We start from the raw sequence: 17,912 nt of genomic DNA on the forward strand, positions 1-17,912 counted from the left end.
GAGTATATAAATTATTATAACAATGACAGAATTAAACTTAATCTAAAAGGAATGAGCCCGATACAATATCGAGCTCATTATTATAAAACTTAATTATTAATTTGTCTAAACTTTTGGGTGCAGTCTAAAGTAATAAGCGCTCTTTTTTATGATATTTTATTTAAACGTTTAATGATTGTATTCGATACCGCTGCTTGCCTGCGCATCAATTTTTTCTTTAGATACTTGACTGTATTTTTTATAACAAGCCGATGCTAAAATTGGTAATGCAAGACCGCCTACAACAGCACCTACTTTTTTATGCCCCGTTTGTTTTAAAACTGCCGCTGCAACAAGAGCACCGACACCAGCACAAACCATTTGTTTTACTGACAGATTTAACGGTTGCTTTTGAGGTTCAATTCCGTGTAATAATGGGTCTATAAAATTTAAATTCTCCATAATGCCAATTAATTTTAATTATACTTATTTGTTATTTTTTAATTTTTACTGTTTTCAGTGTCAGTTTCACTTTCAATTTTTTCAATTTCGACCTTTTCCTTTTTTATAGCTTGGCGCAATAGAGCAAAAAGACTCATATAAACATTTGCCATAAAAACTAGAGAAAACCCTGCCAAAATATATCCTCTCCAATCATTTAACAAAAGTTTATAATCGCAGATAATCAGAAAGGCAATTGTAACATAATGACTAAAGCAATATTCACAGGTAAGGAGATAGAAAAATTTTCTTGACAGTATAAATTTGTCATTTTTAGAATGTTTGACACACCATTCATGCGGTTCTCTAAAAATCTCTTCATGTGTGACAGTCCAGCTGATGCAGGCAATCGGAATTGCTAATACAAAAAGCCAGACAATTTGAACTGCTATAGACATAAATTAATGCTTTACAATTTACGATAATTTTTGCTATTCTCTAGGATGGTTTTCAGGATAATGTTCTGCGTCAAAATCATCCAATTCTTCATCCTTATCCAAATCTTCCTCTTTCTCACGATCTTTTTCGTAATCTAGATCCGGATCATAATCATCGTTTAAGTCATCTTCTGTGCCGTCGTTTGTAATGGCATCATCTTCATTGATGATTCTTTCCTGATTCGGAATGTTTTCTGAACGAATAGTAGTATTGGGTTCAAAATCGCCTTTTAGATGAGTAGGATCTTCAATAAACTCTTCCTGATATTGATACGGATCTTCATCTCGTGCATAATTGTCATTATCAACTAGCGTATTTTGTTCGTAATGATCGGGATCGCTTTCGCCAAATTCTCTGTTATCATTTTTTTTCAAAACTTGTTTAAATTCGTCTTCATTAGAATAAGAACCATCTACAAGTGTGTTTTGTTCGATATAATCAGGATCAAATTGACCATAATCATGGTTATGTTGCTTTTCCATAATAGTGTTTTTTTGATTTGTTATTTATTTCCAATTTTGAATCTTCATGATGAAGACCTTCCTTAATTTTTACAGTTTTCCTGTAATCCGTGTCCTTAGCTTTTCTTTAAATGACCTATTTTCGGCTTTTAATTTTTTCTGGCTTGTACTTTTATAAAGTCACTAAGAAAAGCTGTATTTACAAAATTACCCTGTAAATAGATCAGAAACCTTATATGAAAAAACATTATAGTTGCATAATTAACAGTTATTTATATTATAAATGTTGTAAGAAATTATGTAAGGCAATTGTGTTTAAACAATCTACATTTGAGATGAAATTAATGTGCAATTAAATTTAAATCGGTATGGCATCAGATAAGGTAACGGCATGTTGTAAGGCTTTAATAGAAAAGAATTTAACTATAGCATTTGCTGAAAGCGCTTCGGCAGGAAAAATGTGTTATGAATTTTCCACAGTTTTTAATTCCGGAAGAATCCTTATAGGAGGAATGGTTTGTTATCATTCGTCTATGAAAGAAGATTTGCTTCATATTCCGTGGGGAACAATTGAGCAATACAGTGCCGAATCTGCAGAAGTGACCAAGTTAATGGCACAGAACTTTTACCGTTATATTAATTCTGATATATGTGTGGGTTTAACGGGATTAACTACACCTGGCGGAAGCGAAAGTGAGTCTAAACCTGTTGGAACTATTTTTATCCATATCATCTTTGGCGAAATACAAATTGCCAAACGTTTTGAGTTTAAAGGAAATCCAGAAGAGATTATTAATCAGGCAATAGATGTTGTAGCCGATTTGATTTTGAGAGAAATTTAATAAACCAATCAAACGTCCCTACGGGACGACAATCACGCAAACATTTTTTTTTCTACCGATGAGATGTTCCTAGCGGAACATTTTTTTTACGCTAATGGATTGAAATTTTTAAAATGTCTTGATTAATAAGATTCGAAGAATGTTCCTTACGGAACATTTTTTTGTCTTAAACTAATACTCATATGACTTTTAGTAGCTATCCGAAAAAATAGAATGTTTAAAATTTACATCACTAAGAGAAAAAATGTTCCGCTAGGAACATCTCATCGGTAGAACTTTTAATGATGGATTATTTTTTCGTTCCGTAGGAACGTTTGGTTGGTTATGGCAAATACATACACACAATTGCATATACAATTTGTATTTGCGGTAAAATATAGAAAAGCATTGATTGCAACAGACTGGAAAGACAAATTACATCAATATATTACTGGTATAATTCAAGCCAATAATCATAAAATGTTATGTATTAATAGTATGCCAGATCATATTCATATTTTTATTGGGATGCGTCCTACACAATCTATTTCTATGCTAGTCCAAAATATAAAAACAGAAACTAGCAAATGGATTAAAGATGAAAAATTGGCTGCTGATTTTTCATGGCAAGAAGGTTATGGCGCTTTTTCATATTCAAGAAGCCATGTGCCGAATGTCATTCGGTACATTCAAAATCAAGAACAGCATCATAAAAAAGAAACATTTTTAGAAGAATACCAGAAACAGCTGATAGCTTTTGAAGTAGAATTTGATAATCAATACATTTTTAAAGAACCAATTTTATAACGTAAACGGATGTTCCGATGAGACGATCCAAAACGTACATATTTTTATATATTCCATATGTTCCATCGGAACATTTCGTCGGTAGAAATTCATTCATTCATTTTTTACGTTCCGTAGGAACGTTTGATAAATTGAGATTAATTTAAAATGATAATCAATCAAACGTTCCTACGGGACGAAACAAACCATCCATTTATTTTTTTTCTACCAACCAAATGTTCCGATGGAACATGATTTCAATATTATTTTATTTATTTTTTAATATAAAACGAACCATTCTTTATTGCTTTTTTATCCAATAAATTTTGCTGATGTAATTTTTCTAAAATAAAAGTAGCTTCAGAAATCGATTTATTTAAAATCACAGCATACTCTTTTGGAGCTAATGTTGGGAAAATTTGAAATAAATCTAGTGGAGTTTCATTTTTAATGGTTTTCTTTTTTGCATCGGGAAATAATGCTAATAAAGCATTTTCATAAGCAGCATAAGGTTTAGAACCGTAAACCGTTAATTGGTTATTATCAGCATCGGCTAAAAATAAGGTTGGGAAACCTCGTACTCCAAGCGTTTTGGCTAAATTTAAATCTTCTTGAAAAAGCTTTTTGGCATCTCCTTCATAATCTGCTTTTAGTTTTTGAACATCCAAACCGGCAATTTTTGCTGCTTCTGCTATGTTTTCCCATTTGGCGATGTTCTTTTTATCGAGATAAAGCTTTTCGCGAAGAATACGCATAAATTTTACAGCTTTTTCTTTACTCTGCATTTGAGCCGCTTTCATGGCAATGCAAGAAGGATAAGAAGAATCTAACGGATCTTCAATCCAAACATTTCCGTCAATGGGCATTTCGTAATACAAACTCGCTTCATCCCAATGATGTGCAACGTCAGAAGGTTTGCTTATTCCGCCGCTGTTATAACTCCAATCGGGTAATAAGCCGCCCATTCGGTAATCAATTTCAAAATAATCGCCATATTCAAGTTTTAATTTTCTAAGCTGAGGTTCAATTCCCCAGCAAGAAGAACAAATAGGATCAGTATAGTAAATAATTTTTACAGGTTTATTTTCAGTTGGAATAGCTGTTTTTTCATTTGATTTTTCGCCAACAGGCATCTCGCACATTCCGCTAACAGGATCACACATTAGCGGATTTGTTTTGTCTTCACTCATTTTTAAATTTGTTTGCGATTGGCAGCTTGAACTGCAAATCAAGATTAATAGTAGCGACAGTATTTTCATAGAAATTTTTAAAATGTACTCCCGAGTTTTTGAATTTATGGCAAAGTTCAGCCGAATATCATCACAAGTCAATTAGTCAAAAAAAAGTGACTAGAAAAAAAACAATTTTTACGAATTGTATATTCTTCTCAAAAAAAAAATAAACTTCTAGTATTAAGTAGTTGCAATCTTACACCGTTTTTGTGTATTTTCACATTTGATTAAAGCTACAGCCAAAATGAATTACATTCAAAAAATTAAACGCCTCTACAATTTGTCTGAAAACGAAAACTACGGATTTTCAGAAAATCAAATCCTTGATCTTGAGAAAAAATTAGAGATTAAACTTCCTTTAAAACTCAAAGAATACTATTTGGAATTAGGAAAAGAAGAAAACCTTAATTACAGTTTTAACAGACTTTTGAAACCTGAAAATGAAATTGGATTTTCAGATGATAATTTTCTGGTTTTTTACGAAGAAAATCAAAATGTTGCTTTTTGGGGAATTAAAAAGGAAGATTTATCAAAGAAAAATCCTCCAGTTTACGGCAATTACGATACAATTGAAAAATCGGATTGGGAAATCGAAACTCAAACAACGGAGAACTTTTTTCTATTTATGGCAGTTTTCAGCGGAACATTGGGTGGACTTCAATTTAATGGAAATCATTTTGGAGAAATCGATTCAGAAATTGTAAAGTTGGTTGAAGAAAATTATACACTTGTTCCTGAAATCAGTAGAGAAAACCAAAAGGTATATACAGATGATTTTTATTTTGTAATCAGTTTGTCATTCGATCAAGAAAACAATTGTACGGGAGCTTTTATTGGATCAAGCAATCAGGAACGATTTGATGCCATTCTCGATAATATAGATATCGATTGGTAATATCTTTCGTATGATGATGAGGATGCTTATGAAGATGATGAAACCGAATAAATATGTGGTTCAGTAAGTTTACTTTTTTCGATAAACAATCAGCTTTAACAGAATCGGTTTCAGAAGATTTCTTTACTAAATTATTTTCAAAAGATGAGTTTGACAATTTTCCTGATATGGAGAGTTTGTATCCAAATGGTAGAGATCCAAAATATTTCCCTATTCCTAAACAGCTAAGGCTTCCGAAAGAATATATCGAACTTTTGCAGTATTCAAACGGTGGTGGAATTATAAATGGAGAACGTGAATTTGGCTTTTTTTCGTTAGAAGAAATTCGCCAGATGTATATAAATTACGGATTTCCAATTTGGGCGCCGGCATTTCTTCCAATAGCTTTTAATGGTGGAGGGAAGTTTTATGCTTATGATCTCAGAGAAAACGAGGGTTTCCCGATAATTCTCATTCCTGCTGGAAATATTGGATATGATGATGACTGTTGGGTGTTTTTAGGAAACTCGCTAGAAGAAGTCTTGAGTAAAACCACAAATGTAGAAGATGAGCTGGATGTGCTTTATCCTCAAAAAGAACTATCAGAAAATGAGATTCGATACAGAGAACTCCGCCTTGAATTAAAGGAACTAGAAGACAATAAAGCAAAGGGGAAAATGGATTTAAAAACTTTTCTGCTTTCGAAAAAACGAATCGAGACGGATTTAAAGAAATTATAAGAAAAACGAATAAAATATAATGAGAGAATTAAACTATTTAGTCAAAATAGAAAACAACGAAGCACTTTTAGAAAAATTCATAGAAGCGATTGATAATAATACAATTACAATTGATAAATCGTATCCAAATCCGTATGTATTAGATTCGGGCGAAAAATTTCTATTATCATCCATAATCGAATATTTTTTTAAGACCAGACCTTTCTCAAAAGAATTTTATATTTCATTTGTCGAAAAACTTAGAAAACTTACTGGATTTGATAGCTACCGTTATACATTAGGATTACAAGCAGACGAATTGGTTTTTAATAGTTTTGAAAGAGTAAAAAAAGGCAAATACAAGATTTTTATACCCAAAACAGCAGAAGAGATTCCAGAACGCATATTGACGGAAGAGCAAAAAGAGCTTTTAAGTTTTACATGCTATATTGCTGTTTCTCATATTAAATACGGCCCAAGTTATGCCACAGTTACTGCAAATGAGTATTTTGATGTTGTAACAGAATTGGGGTCTGACGAAGTAACTCAATTAAAGAAAAACGGAACAGGAAAACTTCCAAAAGAATTGAGTGCACACAAAGACAGTGATTTAACAGCTAAAGCCAATGATGTTTTTGCAACAATCAATATAAAACTGATTACAGAAACAGAAGAAAGTTATAGAAAAGCATTACACTTTGTAAATAATCTGCTGAAGACTGATTTTCCTAAAAGCTATGAAATCGCATTTTCCTCCAAAAACAAAGAGTTGCTTCCAATAAAAGGACTTCCAAAATGCGGACAGAACTATCTATTTGCTGGAGCGGTAAAATATCCAAATCTTCACAAAGATATTTTAGAATATATTAATCTGGCTAAAAAAGAATACGAATGGTACAACAATCTTGAAGACGAGAATTGTGCAATGCCGTCGACTTTTGCTGTTTTTGCTTTAGGATTACAAGACCAAAAATATTTTGATACGCTAATAGAGTATTATAAAACAGTTGATGGCGAACATCAGTCTGTTCATGCCAAATTTACGCCTGTATTTTTGGAGAAGTTCGGCATAACCGAAAAATCTATAAAAGTCTTTATCAATGCTGTTTTATCCATGCAGGAACATCCGCATAATAAGGTTTTCATTTCTTATTTTACAAATGAGAATAGCTTAAAATTATTGTTGAATAGCAAGGAGAATTTCATTTCGTATTATTTTACTGAAGAAGATTTAAATGAATATTCAAATAGTGGAGATAATCCTCAGGAAATGGCAGATTATTGTTGGGAAAGTATTATGTATACGATTTTTGGGCAAAGTAAAGATTTTGCTAAAATTGCCAGACAATTATCAGACGAACAAAAAATACTATTTGAAAAGTTGTTCTAAATAATTTAAGTAGTTTATAACCTGAGATCAAACGAAAAAGTAGTTAGAAATATTTGTAGTATAGATATAATACCCAAAAAGGAAATAAGATTTAATATGAAAATGTACATTTTAGTAAAACAGGACGTTCCAGACAAATTGGTTCCGGTAATAACTGCCCACGCATCTTTGGCTTGTTTTAGAAAATTTGAGCAAAATGAAAATATGCAGAAATGGGTAAACGGAATATTTAAAAAAGTGGTCTGCGTGGTTTCTGAAACAGAATTTATAAATGCAGGAAAAGAACCGGATCATATTATTTTGACCGAGTCAGCACTAGATAACCGAGAAGTTTGTATGGCATTTGTACCACGGGAAGAATACTCTAAAATGTTTAAATTTTTTAGAATGTGGACACCTCAAGATAATCTGTAATTATGAATGCAATAATACAAATCGAAGAACTCAGCCATAATACCTTTTTCTGGAAATATTATTTCTGCTGGTCACGAGGTTTTGATGAGAGAGAAGAAATAAATATTGATGAAGCTCTAGAAGTTGTAGAAATTAATGAAACAGAAGCTTATGAATGGGAAAGGATATTTTTTAATTATGATGATTTAGAAGAAAATCCACGATATCTAGCAGGCAGAATAAATGATAATTTAAATTTTGCAGTTGAGTTTGCCGAATATGAAATCAATTTTTTTCTGAATGATATTTACATAGGAAATTTAGGAGGACATTTTGAAGCTTGGTTTTTTACATTGGAAGAATTGCTGTCTTTCAAAAAATATTCCAATCTATTTCTTCTTTTTCTAACAATGACTGGAATTTATGAAGATCAAAAAGCGATTTTAAAACCCATTATTGTAAAGCATTTGAACACAATTCCGAAATTTGATGCACATTCCAATTACATTGCAGATTGCCTCCTAAACGGATTACTAATGCAATCTCCATTTGTAGAAATAGAAGAAATTGGTTTGGCTAATAATGAAAATCATAGCGTGAGGAATTTGACAGCATACCCGCGTTATCAGGAAGATGTAATAGAACTGAACAAAATTCTAAAACAATACCTTTAAACTTAGCGCCTTAGTATCTCAGCATCTTAGTATCTTAAAAAGTACATTAAATTTTCATTAACAAAATCTAATTAAGCATTAGTTTATATTTGTAGGAAACAAATTAAATTTAAGATCAAAAGGTCTATGAAAAATAAACTTTTAAAAATTTCTTTTCTTCTGTTTCTGCTTTTTTCTGTAAAAGGATACAATCAGAACGTAAAGCTTTTAAATATAAATCAGCTCAACGAAAGAATTAAAAACGGAAAAGACAGCACTTATGTAGTCAATTTTTGGGCAACTTGGTGCGCGCCCTGTATAAAAGAATTGCCACATTTTGAGAAATTGGGAGCAGAACATAAATCAGAGAAAGTAGCTGTTTTATTGGTAAGCTTAGATTTTAAGTCCAAATTGCAATCAAATGTAATTCCGTTTGTGAAAAGGAAAAATTTAAAGAATGAAGTTTTTCTTTTAAACGAAAGTAATCCACAAGAGTTTATTGATCGAATTGATCCGAGCTGGTCGGGAAGCATTCCGGCAACGCTTTTTATTAAAAATGATAAACGAAAATTTGTAGAAAGCGAATTTACCTACGAACAATTATTAACTGAATATAAAAAACTGTAAACCATTATGAAGAAAATAGTCTTATTACTAGCATTAGCATTTTCTGCTTTTCTATCTCATGCACAAAATGCTGTAACACTTAAAGCGGGCGATGCAGCTCCAGATTTCAAACTGAAAAATGTGGATAACAAAGACGTTTCTTTTGGAACTTTTAAAGATGCAAAAGGATATATTGTTGTTTTTACGTGTAACACTTGTCCATATGCAATTGGATATGAGCAGAGAATTATCGATTTAGATAAAAAATTCAAATCACAAGGATATCCTGTAATTGCAATCAATCCAAACGATCCTGAAGCTTCTAATGCAGATACATTTGCAAAAATGCAGGATTTGGCAAAAGAGAAAAAATATTCTTTCCCATATTTATTTGATCCAGGACAAAAAATCACTGATGAATATGGTGCAAAACGTACCCCTCACATCTTTATCGTTTCTAAAACGTCAAAAGGAAATGTAGTAGAATATGTGGGAGCAATCGACAATGATCCAGAAGGGAATAATCCACAGAAAATAAAATATGCAGAAGATGTAATTGCGTCATTAAAAAGTGGTCAAAAACCAGCAATTACACAAACTAAAGAAATTGGCTGTACAGTAAAAAGAAAAGCAAAAGCTTAATTTTTGTTTCAAGTTTCAAGTTTCAGGTTTTATTCCGTTGCGTTTAACCTGAAACCTGAAACCTGAAACTTGAAACAAAAAAAACATAAATAAAAACGCCCCATATTTGGGGCGTTTTTGGCATGTATGGTGAACAAGTTTACTTTCTATTTTTTATCAATTTTGTAAAGTCTTCCTTGATCGGTAACGGCGTATAATGCTTCATCTTTTCCTTGCGTAATATCTCTAAATCTTTGACCTTGTCCTGCTAATATTCTTTCTTCACCCGCTACTTTATTGTCTTTAAAAGCTAAACGTATAATGTGCATGCCGCTCAATGAGCCAATAAAAAGGTTATTTTGCCATTCTGGAATACGGTTTCCAGCGTAGAAAGTCATACCACTTGGTGACACTACAGGGTCCCAATAATAGACTGGTTGCTCCATTCCAGTTTGCTGTGTAATACCTTCTCCAATTTTCGTACCACTATATTCAATTCCGTAAGTAATTGTTGGCCAGCCGTAATTTGCTCCAGCTGTAATTCGGTTAATTTCATCACCACCTCTTGGGCCGTGTTCACTTTGCCATAAGTCACCCGTTGTTGGATGAACAGCCAAGCCCTGCGGATTTCTATGACCAATAGTATAAAGTTCTGGCAAAGCCCCCGTTTGTGTAAAAGATGGATTTCCTGGTGCTGCTTGTCCGCTTGTTGTAATGCGTACAATTTTACCCAAACTGCTCGTTACAGCTTGCGCCAACGGACGAGTTTGTAAAACAGATCTTTCTCCAATACTTACAAATAAATTTCCAGTTTTATCAAACAATACTCGGCCACCATAATGTAGCGTGCTTGCATTTGGAGTATTCGAACGATAAATAACTGTTGGATTTTCTACCGCAGTTTCATTATCAGATATTCTTCCTTTCGCGACAGCAGTAATATTTCCGCCAGCTACGATTTCAGAAAATACCCAATAAATCATTCGGTTAGTAGCATATGCAGGATCTAGACAAATACCTAATAATCCGCCTTGATCTGCAGGATTTACAGCAGGAACGCCTGTTAATGCCTCACCTATAACTCCAGCTTGAGTCACAATTCTAATTTTACCCGATTTTTCAGTTACCAAAAGACGTCCGTCAGGAAGATATGCAACTCCCCAAGGAGCGCTTAAACCGCTGGTGATTATTTTAGCTTCATATTCTGTGGTAGTTTGAATGCTTCCTGCTCGTGTTTGTCCAGAAAATGCGGGCTGATAAGTGGTGTTGGCTGTACCAGTTTCTACAGGTGGGCCAGTTGGTCCTGGATCGGTGTCTGGATCAGTATTGTCATTATTCGAACAGCTTCCCAAAACAAGAATGGTGGACAGAAGAAAAATACTTTTTTGAATTATCATCATAATGCTTTCATTTTAATGGTTAAAAAATAATTTTTGCATTATCGAACATTTCGAAAGTGAAGATTATAAGTAGAGATTCAATAAAGTTGAAATGGTTAGTTTCAAATGAATGCTCTGTTTTTTCAATTAAGAATGCCTAAATGCTTATGCCATTTTATATGAAGCAGAAGAATTTCAAAAACAGAAATTAAACTTCTTTTGGAAAAAGCATTTAGTGGGACATGCCTAATTGGAACGGAAAATTGTGACAAAATATTGCCAGTAAGAATTGTATTGTTTTTTTCTTAGCAGAAATTTAACATTCAAGAATTCAGTAAAAACAGGGCTGAAGTCTTATTTTTAAAGAGAATTTTAAAGACTTTTTAATTTTTTCATGAAGACCGGAAAAACTTCATTTAATTCTTCAAAAAGAGGATTTTTGCGGTTTTTTAATTTGATTTCGCTAAATAATTTTAATCCTAAAGCAAATTGAACTGCTTCAGATTCGTTTGCGAAAATGTTCTTAGATTTTATTCTTTCAATAATTCCGAAGATTTCATCGTGATTATCAAATTCGATTCCGAGTTCTTTTGCTGGTTCGGTTTCACCATTTGAATATTCCTTAAGACTTAAAGTAAGATAATATTTGTTTGATCTTTTTTCCATGATTTTTGTAATTCTAATTTTATTTAAGCCACTTTTCGACCAATGTTTTAAAAGCTTCTTTGTATTGTTCGCCGACTGTGATTTCTATTTTATCTATAAAAATGGAGTTTTTGCTAATAGCACTTATTTTGTCAAGCGAAACAATAAACGAACGATGAACGCGCATAAATTTTGACGAAGGCAGTTTTTCTTCTAATGCTTTAAGCGAAATAAGAGACATTAAAGCTTTTTGAGAATCTTCAAGATGTACTTTTACGTAATCTTTTAAACTTTCGATATAAGTGATGTCTTTTAGAGAAATTCTAACCCATTGGTATTCGACTTTCAGAAAGATAAATTCGTCATCTGCAGCAATCGTGGTAAAGGTATTATTGGCTTCTTCGGTTAATTGCAAAACTTTGCTTGAAGCTCGCAGAAATTCTTCATAGCTGAAAGGTTTTAAAAGATAATCTACAGCGTTAACACGATAACCTTCAATTGCATAATGATTGTAAGCTGTTGTAAAAACGATTTTAGGCAATGGTCCAGCTTGATCTTGAAGAAGTCTTGCCAATTCCATTCCAGTTAAATTAGGCATATTAATGTCTAAGAAAACCAAATCGGGTTTTGTTTCTCTAATGATGCCCATTGCGTCTACAGCATTATCGCAAGTTGTTATTAATTCTAAAAAAGGAGTCTGCTGTATAAACGTTTCTACCAGTTTTAAAGCCAATGGTTCATCATCTACTGCTATACATTTTAATACGGTCATTGCTCTAAAGTTATTTTGAGTTTAATGTTATATGTTCCATGATCGGTAACTCCAAAAGAAATATAATGCTGATTTGGATAAATCAATTGCAATCTGCGTTTGGTGTTGGTTAAACCAATTCCGCCTTCATCTGAAACCGATGTTTTTTCGAAAAAAGTATTTTCTATTTCAAATTCTAGATGTGTATTGTTTTGCGAAAGTTTAATGTGTATTTCACTTTTATCGGTTGCATGAACGCCATGCTTAAACGCATTTTCTACTAAAGGTAGTAATAACATCGGAACAATTGGATAATCGTGCAGTTTTTCGGGTATTTCTGTGTTGATAGTCAATTTGCTATTGGCACGTAGTTTCATCAAAGCGATAAAATCTTTTAAGAATTCTACCTCTTTAAGTAATGTCGTTCGTTCGCCTTCGGTACTGTAAAGCAAGTAACGCATCATTCGGCTTAAAGTATGAAGCGCATTTCTAGAATCTTCAATATCAGTATAAGTCAAAGAATAAATGCTATTCAAAGAATTAAAGAAAAAATGCGGATTAATTTGCGCTTTCAGCATGGCCAATTCTGCCATTGTTTTGTCTTGTTCCAGTTTCTGTTTATGCTGTGCTGCTTTTTGCCAATGCGTTAGCATTGCCCAACTGGTGCTTATTCCTAAAACCAATAATGTCAAAGTAAAGACGTAATTATCAAAATACGGATTTTTATATTTTTTAAAGCCAATAGCTTTACTGATTTGAGTATGAAGGTCGGTTTGTGAGGTATAAAAATAAGCGATTAATTGCATGGCAATGATTGCTGCAAATGCCCAAATTAAAAATGCCGAAGTATTGTCTTTAATGATGGTTTTTGGAACTATTTTTTTTGCCGTAGAATAAAAAAGAATCATTAATAAAAACAATATAATACTCTGCCAAAGCCAGAATGCTTGCGGAAGCACAACATTCCAAGTCAGTGGAATATAAAACAGCATAAGATACCCTAATAGCGACCAGCCAAGAATGTGTAGTCCAGTAAATAGATAAGGTCTAAAAAAGTTCGGTGCCATTATAATTTGTGATTTTAAGGCAATATTACATTTTATTTGAATATGAAAATTAGGCAATCGCTAAACCTCGATTTAGAGTCTCTAAAAAGCATTTTAGAGCCGACGGGATAAAAATTAAACACTTGTTTAATATTTGAAAAAAATCCATCGGTTGTCATCTTACCTTTATCGATTATATCGGGCTCTTCGTCTATTTGAAAATTTTCGCATGTTATATTTTAGTTCTTTTGTTGTCATATAATAGATAAATTACACATTTTTCAAGATGAATAAGCAATCATTTTTAAGCATTCTTGCAGCATCCCTTATTATCGCTTCTTGCGGTAAAAATGATAAATCGGCACAGGCCGGAGGAGCTCCGCAGATTAAAGAATATAAGACTGTTACATTACAGCCAGAATCAGCTACGTTAAACAGTGATTTTCCGGCTAGTATTCAAGGACAGCAAAATATAGAAATCCGCCCAAGAGTTGAAGGATATATCGATAAGATTTATGTTGATGAAGGAGCAGTGGTAAAAGCTGGCCAGCCATTGTTTAAAATCAGCGCTCCAGAATATGAGCAGCAAGTTCGTACTGCAACGGCAAGTATTAAAAGTGCTCAAGCAGAGGTAAGTTCAGCAAAATTGGCTGTGAATAAAGTAAAACCATTGGTTGAAAAAGGAATTATCAGCAAATACGATTTAGAATCGGCTCAATATACTTACGAGTCTGCTATGGCATCTTTAGCACAGGCAAATGCTGCTTTAGTAAATGCTAAAGTTAACCTAGGATATACAACAGTTACAAGTCCAGTAAATGGAGTAGTAGGTTCAATTCCTTTCCGTTTAGGAAGTTTGGTTAGTTCTAATAATGCAGAACCTTTAACGACAGTTTCAAGTATTGGTAACGTGTACGCTTATTTTGCAATGAATGAAAAAGCACTGCTAAATTTTACCAAAGATGGAGGAGGTTCATTAAATCAAAAAATTAAAAGTATGCCAGCAGTTTCTTTATTGCTTTCGGATGGTTCATTATACGATCAAAAAGGAAATATCGAAACGGTAAACGGATTAATCAATACCGAAACTGGTACGGTAAACGTTAGAGCACGTTTCGCAAATCCAAAAGGAATTATTAGAAGCGGAAGTAGTACAACAGTTCGTATTCCGACTGATGTAAAAGAAGCTTTGATTATTCCTCAAAGTGCCACTTTTGAACTACAAGATAAAATGTTTGCAGTAGTTGTAGGTAAAGACAAGAAAACAAGAAATGCAAATATCACAGTACTTGACAATTCAGCAGGTAATTATTATGTAGTTTCAAGCGGATTAAATCCTGGAGATGAAATTGTATTAGAAGGAGTAGCTTCGTTGAAAGAAGGAACTGAAATTAAACCTAATAATCAAAGCCAAGAAGCAGTTTACGCCGATTTAAAATAAAAAAAATGTTTAAAAAGTTTATACAAAGACCCGTACTCTCGACGGTAATATCTGTTATTATCGTCATCTTAGGTGTTTTAGGCCTAATTGAGTTACCGATATCGCAATATCCAGATATTGCGCCTCCAACCGTAAACGTCGCAGCTAGCTATACTGGTGCCAATGCTGACGTAGTACTGAAAAGTATCGTTATTCCGTTGGAAGAGCAAATTAATGGTGTAGAAAACATGACTTACATGACTTCTACAGCAACCAATGATGGTAATGCTTCTATCAAAGTTTTCTTTAAAGTAGGTACCAATCCTGATTTAGCAGCGGTAAACGTTCAGAACAGGGTTTCTAGAGCAACAAGTTTATTGCCCGTAGAGGTAACTCAGGCTGGTGTTACAGTAACCAAAAGTCAGAGTAGTAACTTATTGATTTTCTCTTTATACAGTGATGATAAAGCTTACGATCAGACGTTTCTTCAAAACTATGCAAAGATTAACCTTGTACCGCAAATTCAGCGTGTTGTTGGGGTAGGAGATGTAACCGTTTTTGGTGCAAAAGATTACTCGATGAGAATCTGGCTGAAACCAGATGTAATGCAACAATATAAACTGATTCCAAGTGATATTTCGGCAGCTTTAGCCGAGCAAAATATCGAAGCGGCACCAGGTAAATTTGGTGAAAACGGAAATCAGGCATTTCAATATGTAATCAAATATAAAGGACGTTTAACAAGTGCTGAGGAATTTGGGGACATTGTTATAAAATCTGTTGGAAACGGGCAGATGCTGAGACTTAAAGATGTGGCTAAAGTAGAATTAGGATCTTTAAGTTATTCGTCAACCATTAAAACAAACGGTGTAGAATCGGCTGCGATGGCAATTAGCCAGACGCCTGGATCTAATGCTCGTGATGTAATTATCAATTCTAAAAAACTGATTGAAGAAGCGGCAAAAAGTTTTCCAAAAGGAATGAAGTACACTATTATGGTGGACGTTAACGAAAACTTGGATGCTTCTATCGAAAAAGTAATTCATACTTTGGTCGAAGCCTTTATATTGGTTTTCATCGTAGTATTTATTTTCCTTCAAGATTTTAGATCTACATTAATTCCGGCAATTGCAGTTCCGGTTGCGATTGTAGGAACATTTTTCTTCCTGAATTTATTCGGATTTACGATTAACTTATTGACGCTTTTTGCAATGGTGCTTGCCATTGGTATTGTGGTCGATGATGCGATTGTCGTCGTCGAGGCCGTTCACGCCAAGCTCGATCACGGATATAAATCGGCTAAAAAAGCGACAATCCATGCGATGGACGAAATCTCCGGAGCAATTATTTCGATTACATTGGTAATGGCTGCGGTATTTATTCCGGTAACTTTTATTGGAGGATCTACAGGGGTTTTCTACAAACAGTTTGGTATTACACTGGCCGTTGCGATTATTCTTTCGGCAGTAAATGCCTTGACTTTGAGTCCGGCTTTGTGTGCACTTTTATTGAAACCGCATGCTGACGATCATAAACATAAAAGTTATTTACAGCGTTTTTATACTTCATTTAACGTTGCGTTTGATAACGTTACCGCTAGATACAAACGTTCAGTAAGTTTCCTTTCTGTAAAAAAATGGATTGCCTTGGGTTCTATTATAGTTGCTGGTGCGGCATTAGTTTATATGATGAAAACTACGCCTTCAGCTTTCGTTCCTTCAGAGGATCAGGGAACTGTTTTTGCTAATATTAGTTTGCCGCCATCAGCTTCGATGGAGCGTTCAGATATTATAGCAAAAAGAGTAGATAGTATTGCGAAAACAATTCCAGGAGTTAAAAATACACTTCGTATTGTTGGACAGAACTTTACAGCTGGAGCTGGTAGTGCGTACAGTATGGTTATTGTGAAATTATATCCGTGGGATCAGCGTGATCTTAGCGTTGATGATGTTATTGGTCAGCTTTTTGCTAAAACAAGCGGAATTCGTGAGGCCAGTATTTTCTTCATTTCGCCTCCAACGATTCAAGGTTTTGGACAAAGTGGTGGATTTGAATTTCAATTGCAGGATAAAGGAGGACATACAACATCAGAATTCTATAAAGTGAATAATGAGTTCTTAGCAAAATTATCTGAGCGTCCAGAAATTCAATATGCGACAACGCCATTTAACCCTGGTTTCCCTCAGTATATGATGGATATTAATTTAGCGAAAGCGAAAGATGCGGGAGTTTCTATAAATACGATTCTGTCAACTATGCAAGGTTATTATGGTGGATTGTACGCTTCGAATTTCAACAAATTCGGAAAACAATATCGTGTAATGGTTCAGGCAGCTCCAGAATTTAGAGCTAATACGGAAGGATTGAATAAGATTTTCGTTAGAAATAGTGCAGGAAATATGGCGCCAATTACCGAGTTTGTAAAAATGACAAGAGTATTTGGACCAGAATCTATTTCGAGATTTAACTTATTTACGTCAATTTCGATTACAGGAGCACCAAAACCAGGTTACAGTTCTGGAGATGCGATTAAAGCAATTCAGGAAGTAGCAGCAGAAAATCTTCCTGCAGGTTATGGTTACGAATTCTCAGGTTTAACGCGTGAGGAATTAGCATCAGGAAGTGAGACGATTTTCATCTTTGTTTTATGTTTGGTTTTCGTTTATTTCTTGTTGAGTGCACAGTACGAAAGTTACATTCTGCCATTTGCCGTATTATTATCAATTCCGTTTGGACTGGCGGGGGCTTATTTATTCTCGATTATTTTCAAATTAAATAGTAATATTTACCTGCAGATTTCCTTAATCATGCTGATCGGACTTCTGGCGAAGAACGGTATTTTGATTGTCGAATTTGCTTTGGACAGAAGGCGTAAAGGATTGCCAGTTGTACAATCTGCAATTGAAGGAGCTGTAGCGCGTTTACGTCCAATTTTGATGACATCATTTGCCTTTATTTTAGGATTGGTTCCCTTAATGTTTGCTTCAGGAGCTGGAGCTGTTGGTAATAAATCGATTGGTACTGGAGCCGTTGGAGGTATGTTAATTGGAACTATTTTAGGAGTATTTGTTATTCCGGTTCTGTTTATTATTTTTCAAAATTTACAAGAAAAAATAAGCGGTCCAGCGAAAGATGGTTATGATGACGACGATGACGATGAAGACGAAATTCATTTAATAGAAGCTCACAAAGAGTAA

20 protein-coding genes are annotated in these 17,912 nt (G+C 33.8%); 12 read left to right on the forward strand and 8 right to left on the reverse strand.

Translation table 11 applies throughout. The features are described from left to right. The first annotated feature begins 6 nt into the window (after positions 1 to 6). A complete protein-coding gene (locus ACFO3N_RS15835) occupies positions 7 to 93 on the forward strand; it encodes an IS3 family transposase (protein WP_379798166.1) in 87 nt (28 codons plus the stop codon). Between the two features lie 75 nt (positions 94 to 168). Here the strand turns inward: ACFO3N_RS15835 and ACFO3N_RS15840 are convergent, their stop codons facing one another. Genes ACFO3N_RS15840 through ACFO3N_RS15850 form a run of 3 tightly spaced genes read right to left on the reverse strand, consistent with a single transcriptional unit; the run spans position 169 to position 1,400 of the window. After that, positions 169 to 441 carry a PrgI family protein gene (locus tag ACFO3N_RS15840; RefSeq protein WP_250836394.1) on the reverse strand — a complete coding sequence of 91 codons (273 nt, stop codon included), beginning with the start codon at positions 439 to 441 and terminating at the stop codon, positions 169 to 171. A 38-nt stretch (positions 442 to 479) separates the two neighbouring features. Next, positions 480 to 878: a hypothetical protein gene (locus ACFO3N_RS15845; protein WP_250836393.1), complete on the reverse strand. Its 399-nt coding sequence runs from the start codon at positions 876 to 878 to the stop codon at positions 480 to 482. Positions 879 to 911: 33 nt separating this feature from the next. Then, positions 912 to 1,400, reverse strand: coding sequence for a hypothetical protein (locus ACFO3N_RS15850; protein ID WP_379799239.1), 489 nt, complete (start codon positions 1,398 to 1,400; stop codon positions 912 to 914). Positions 1,401 to 1,747: 347 nt separating this feature from the next. Between ACFO3N_RS15850 and ACFO3N_RS15855 the strand changes: the two genes are divergently transcribed. Next, entirely contained in the window at positions 1,748 to 2,221 is a 474-nt protein-coding gene (locus ACFO3N_RS15855) for a CinA family protein (RefSeq protein WP_320493777.1), read from the forward strand. A 324-nt stretch (positions 2,222 to 2,545) separates the two neighbouring features. Beyond that, positions 2,546 to 3,007, forward strand: coding sequence for an IS200/IS605 family transposase (gene tnpA, locus ACFO3N_RS15860; RefSeq protein ID WP_379799240.1), 462 nt, complete (start codon positions 2,546 to 2,548; stop codon positions 3,005 to 3,007). Between the two features lie 251 nt (positions 3,008 to 3,258). Here tnpA and ACFO3N_RS15865 read toward each other — a convergent pair whose 3' ends face one another. Further along, positions 3,259 to 4,176 (reverse strand): DsbA family protein, encoded by a 918-nt coding sequence (locus ACFO3N_RS15865; RefSeq protein ID WP_379799242.1) that lies wholly within the window; start codon positions 4,174 to 4,176, stop codon positions 3,259 to 3,261. A gap of 286 nt (positions 4,177 to 4,462) precedes the next feature. Between ACFO3N_RS15865 and ACFO3N_RS15870 the strand changes: the two genes are divergently transcribed. From ACFO3N_RS15870 to ACFO3N_RS15900, 7 genes are all read left to right on the forward strand, one after another. Then, positions 4,463 to 5,113 (forward strand): SMI1/KNR4 family protein, encoded by a 651-nt coding sequence (locus tag ACFO3N_RS15870; RefSeq protein WP_379799244.1) that lies wholly within the window; start codon positions 4,463 to 4,465, stop codon positions 5,111 to 5,113. A 53-nt stretch (positions 5,114 to 5,166) separates the two neighbouring features. Then, on the forward strand, positions 5,167 to 5,832 hold the full coding sequence (locus tag ACFO3N_RS15875; protein WP_379799246.1) for an SMI1/KNR4 family protein: 666 nt from the start codon (positions 5,167 to 5,169) through the stop codon (positions 5,830 to 5,832). Between the two features lie 19 nt (positions 5,833 to 5,851). After that, positions 5,852 to 7,201 carry a DUF6138 family protein gene (locus ACFO3N_RS15880; RefSeq protein WP_379799249.1) on the forward strand — a complete coding sequence of 450 codons (1,350 nt, stop codon included), beginning with the start codon at positions 5,852 to 5,854 and terminating at the stop codon, positions 7,199 to 7,201. A 96-nt stretch (positions 7,202 to 7,297) separates the two neighbouring features. Continuing rightward, positions 7,298 to 7,615: an aminoacyl-tRNA hydrolase gene (locus ACFO3N_RS15885; protein WP_250836385.1), complete on the forward strand. Its 318-nt coding sequence runs from the start codon at positions 7,298 to 7,300 to the stop codon at positions 7,613 to 7,615. 2 nt (positions 7,616 to 7,617) lie between these two features. Then, positions 7,618 to 8,268, forward strand: coding sequence for an Imm19 family immunity protein (locus ACFO3N_RS15890; protein WP_379799252.1), 651 nt, complete (start codon positions 7,618 to 7,620; stop codon positions 8,266 to 8,268). 126 nt (positions 8,269 to 8,394) lie between these two features. Then, the gene (locus tag ACFO3N_RS15895) at positions 8,395 to 8,874 is read left to right on the forward strand and encodes a TlpA disulfide reductase family protein (RefSeq protein ID WP_095930722.1); all 480 of its coding nucleotides are present in this window, start codon (positions 8,395 to 8,397) and stop codon (positions 8,872 to 8,874) included. A 6-nt stretch (positions 8,875 to 8,880) separates the two neighbouring features. Beyond that, positions 8,881 to 9,495, forward strand: coding sequence for a thioredoxin family protein (locus ACFO3N_RS15900; RefSeq protein WP_379799254.1), 615 nt, complete (start codon positions 8,881 to 8,883; stop codon positions 9,493 to 9,495). Positions 9,496 to 9,641: 146 nt separating this feature from the next. On the opposite strand, the gene ACFO3N_RS15905 is transcribed toward ACFO3N_RS15900, so the two are convergent. From ACFO3N_RS15905 to ACFO3N_RS15920, 4 genes are all read right to left on the reverse strand, one after another. Beyond that, complete coding sequence (locus ACFO3N_RS15905; protein ID WP_379799549.1) at positions 9,642 to 10,871, reverse strand: PQQ-dependent sugar dehydrogenase; 1,230 nt, start codon at positions 10,869 to 10,871, stop codon at positions 9,642 to 9,644. A 354-nt stretch (positions 10,872 to 11,225) separates the two neighbouring features. After that, positions 11,226 to 11,519 carry a DUF3861 domain-containing protein gene (locus tag ACFO3N_RS15910; RefSeq protein WP_095930719.1) on the reverse strand — a complete coding sequence of 98 codons (294 nt, stop codon included), beginning with the start codon at positions 11,517 to 11,519 and terminating at the stop codon, positions 11,226 to 11,228. Between the two features lie 19 nt (positions 11,520 to 11,538). Next, complete coding sequence (locus ACFO3N_RS15915) at positions 11,539 to 12,270, reverse strand: LytR/AlgR family response regulator transcription factor (protein ID WP_095930718.1); 732 nt, start codon at positions 12,268 to 12,270, stop codon at positions 11,539 to 11,541. Next, positions 12,267 to 13,316 (reverse strand): sensor histidine kinase, encoded by a 1,050-nt coding sequence (locus ACFO3N_RS15920; protein ID WP_379799257.1) that lies wholly within the window; start codon positions 13,314 to 13,316, stop codon positions 12,267 to 12,269. Before ACFO3N_RS15920 ends, ACFO3N_RS15915 begins: the two co-directional genes overlap by 4 nt. A 265-nt stretch (positions 13,317 to 13,581) precedes the next feature. Here ACFO3N_RS15920 and ACFO3N_RS15925 point away from each other — a divergent pair, with 265 nt between their 5' ends. Then, positions 13,582 to 14,736, forward strand: a complete 1,155-nt coding sequence (locus tag ACFO3N_RS15925) for an efflux RND transporter periplasmic adaptor subunit (protein WP_379799260.1) — start codon at positions 13,582 to 13,584, stop codon at positions 14,734 to 14,736. Positions 14,737 to 14,741: 5 nt separating this feature from the next. Beyond that, positions 14,742 to 17,912: an efflux RND transporter permease subunit gene (locus tag ACFO3N_RS15930; protein WP_379799262.1), complete on the forward strand. Its 3,171-nt coding sequence runs from the start codon at positions 14,742 to 14,744 to the stop codon at positions 17,910 to 17,912.

Source organism: Flavobacterium chungangensis, assembly GCF_042654045.1.
GTDB classification, from domain to species: Bacteria; Bacteroidota; Bacteroidia; order Flavobacteriales; family Flavobacteriaceae; genus Flavobacterium; species Flavobacterium chungangensis.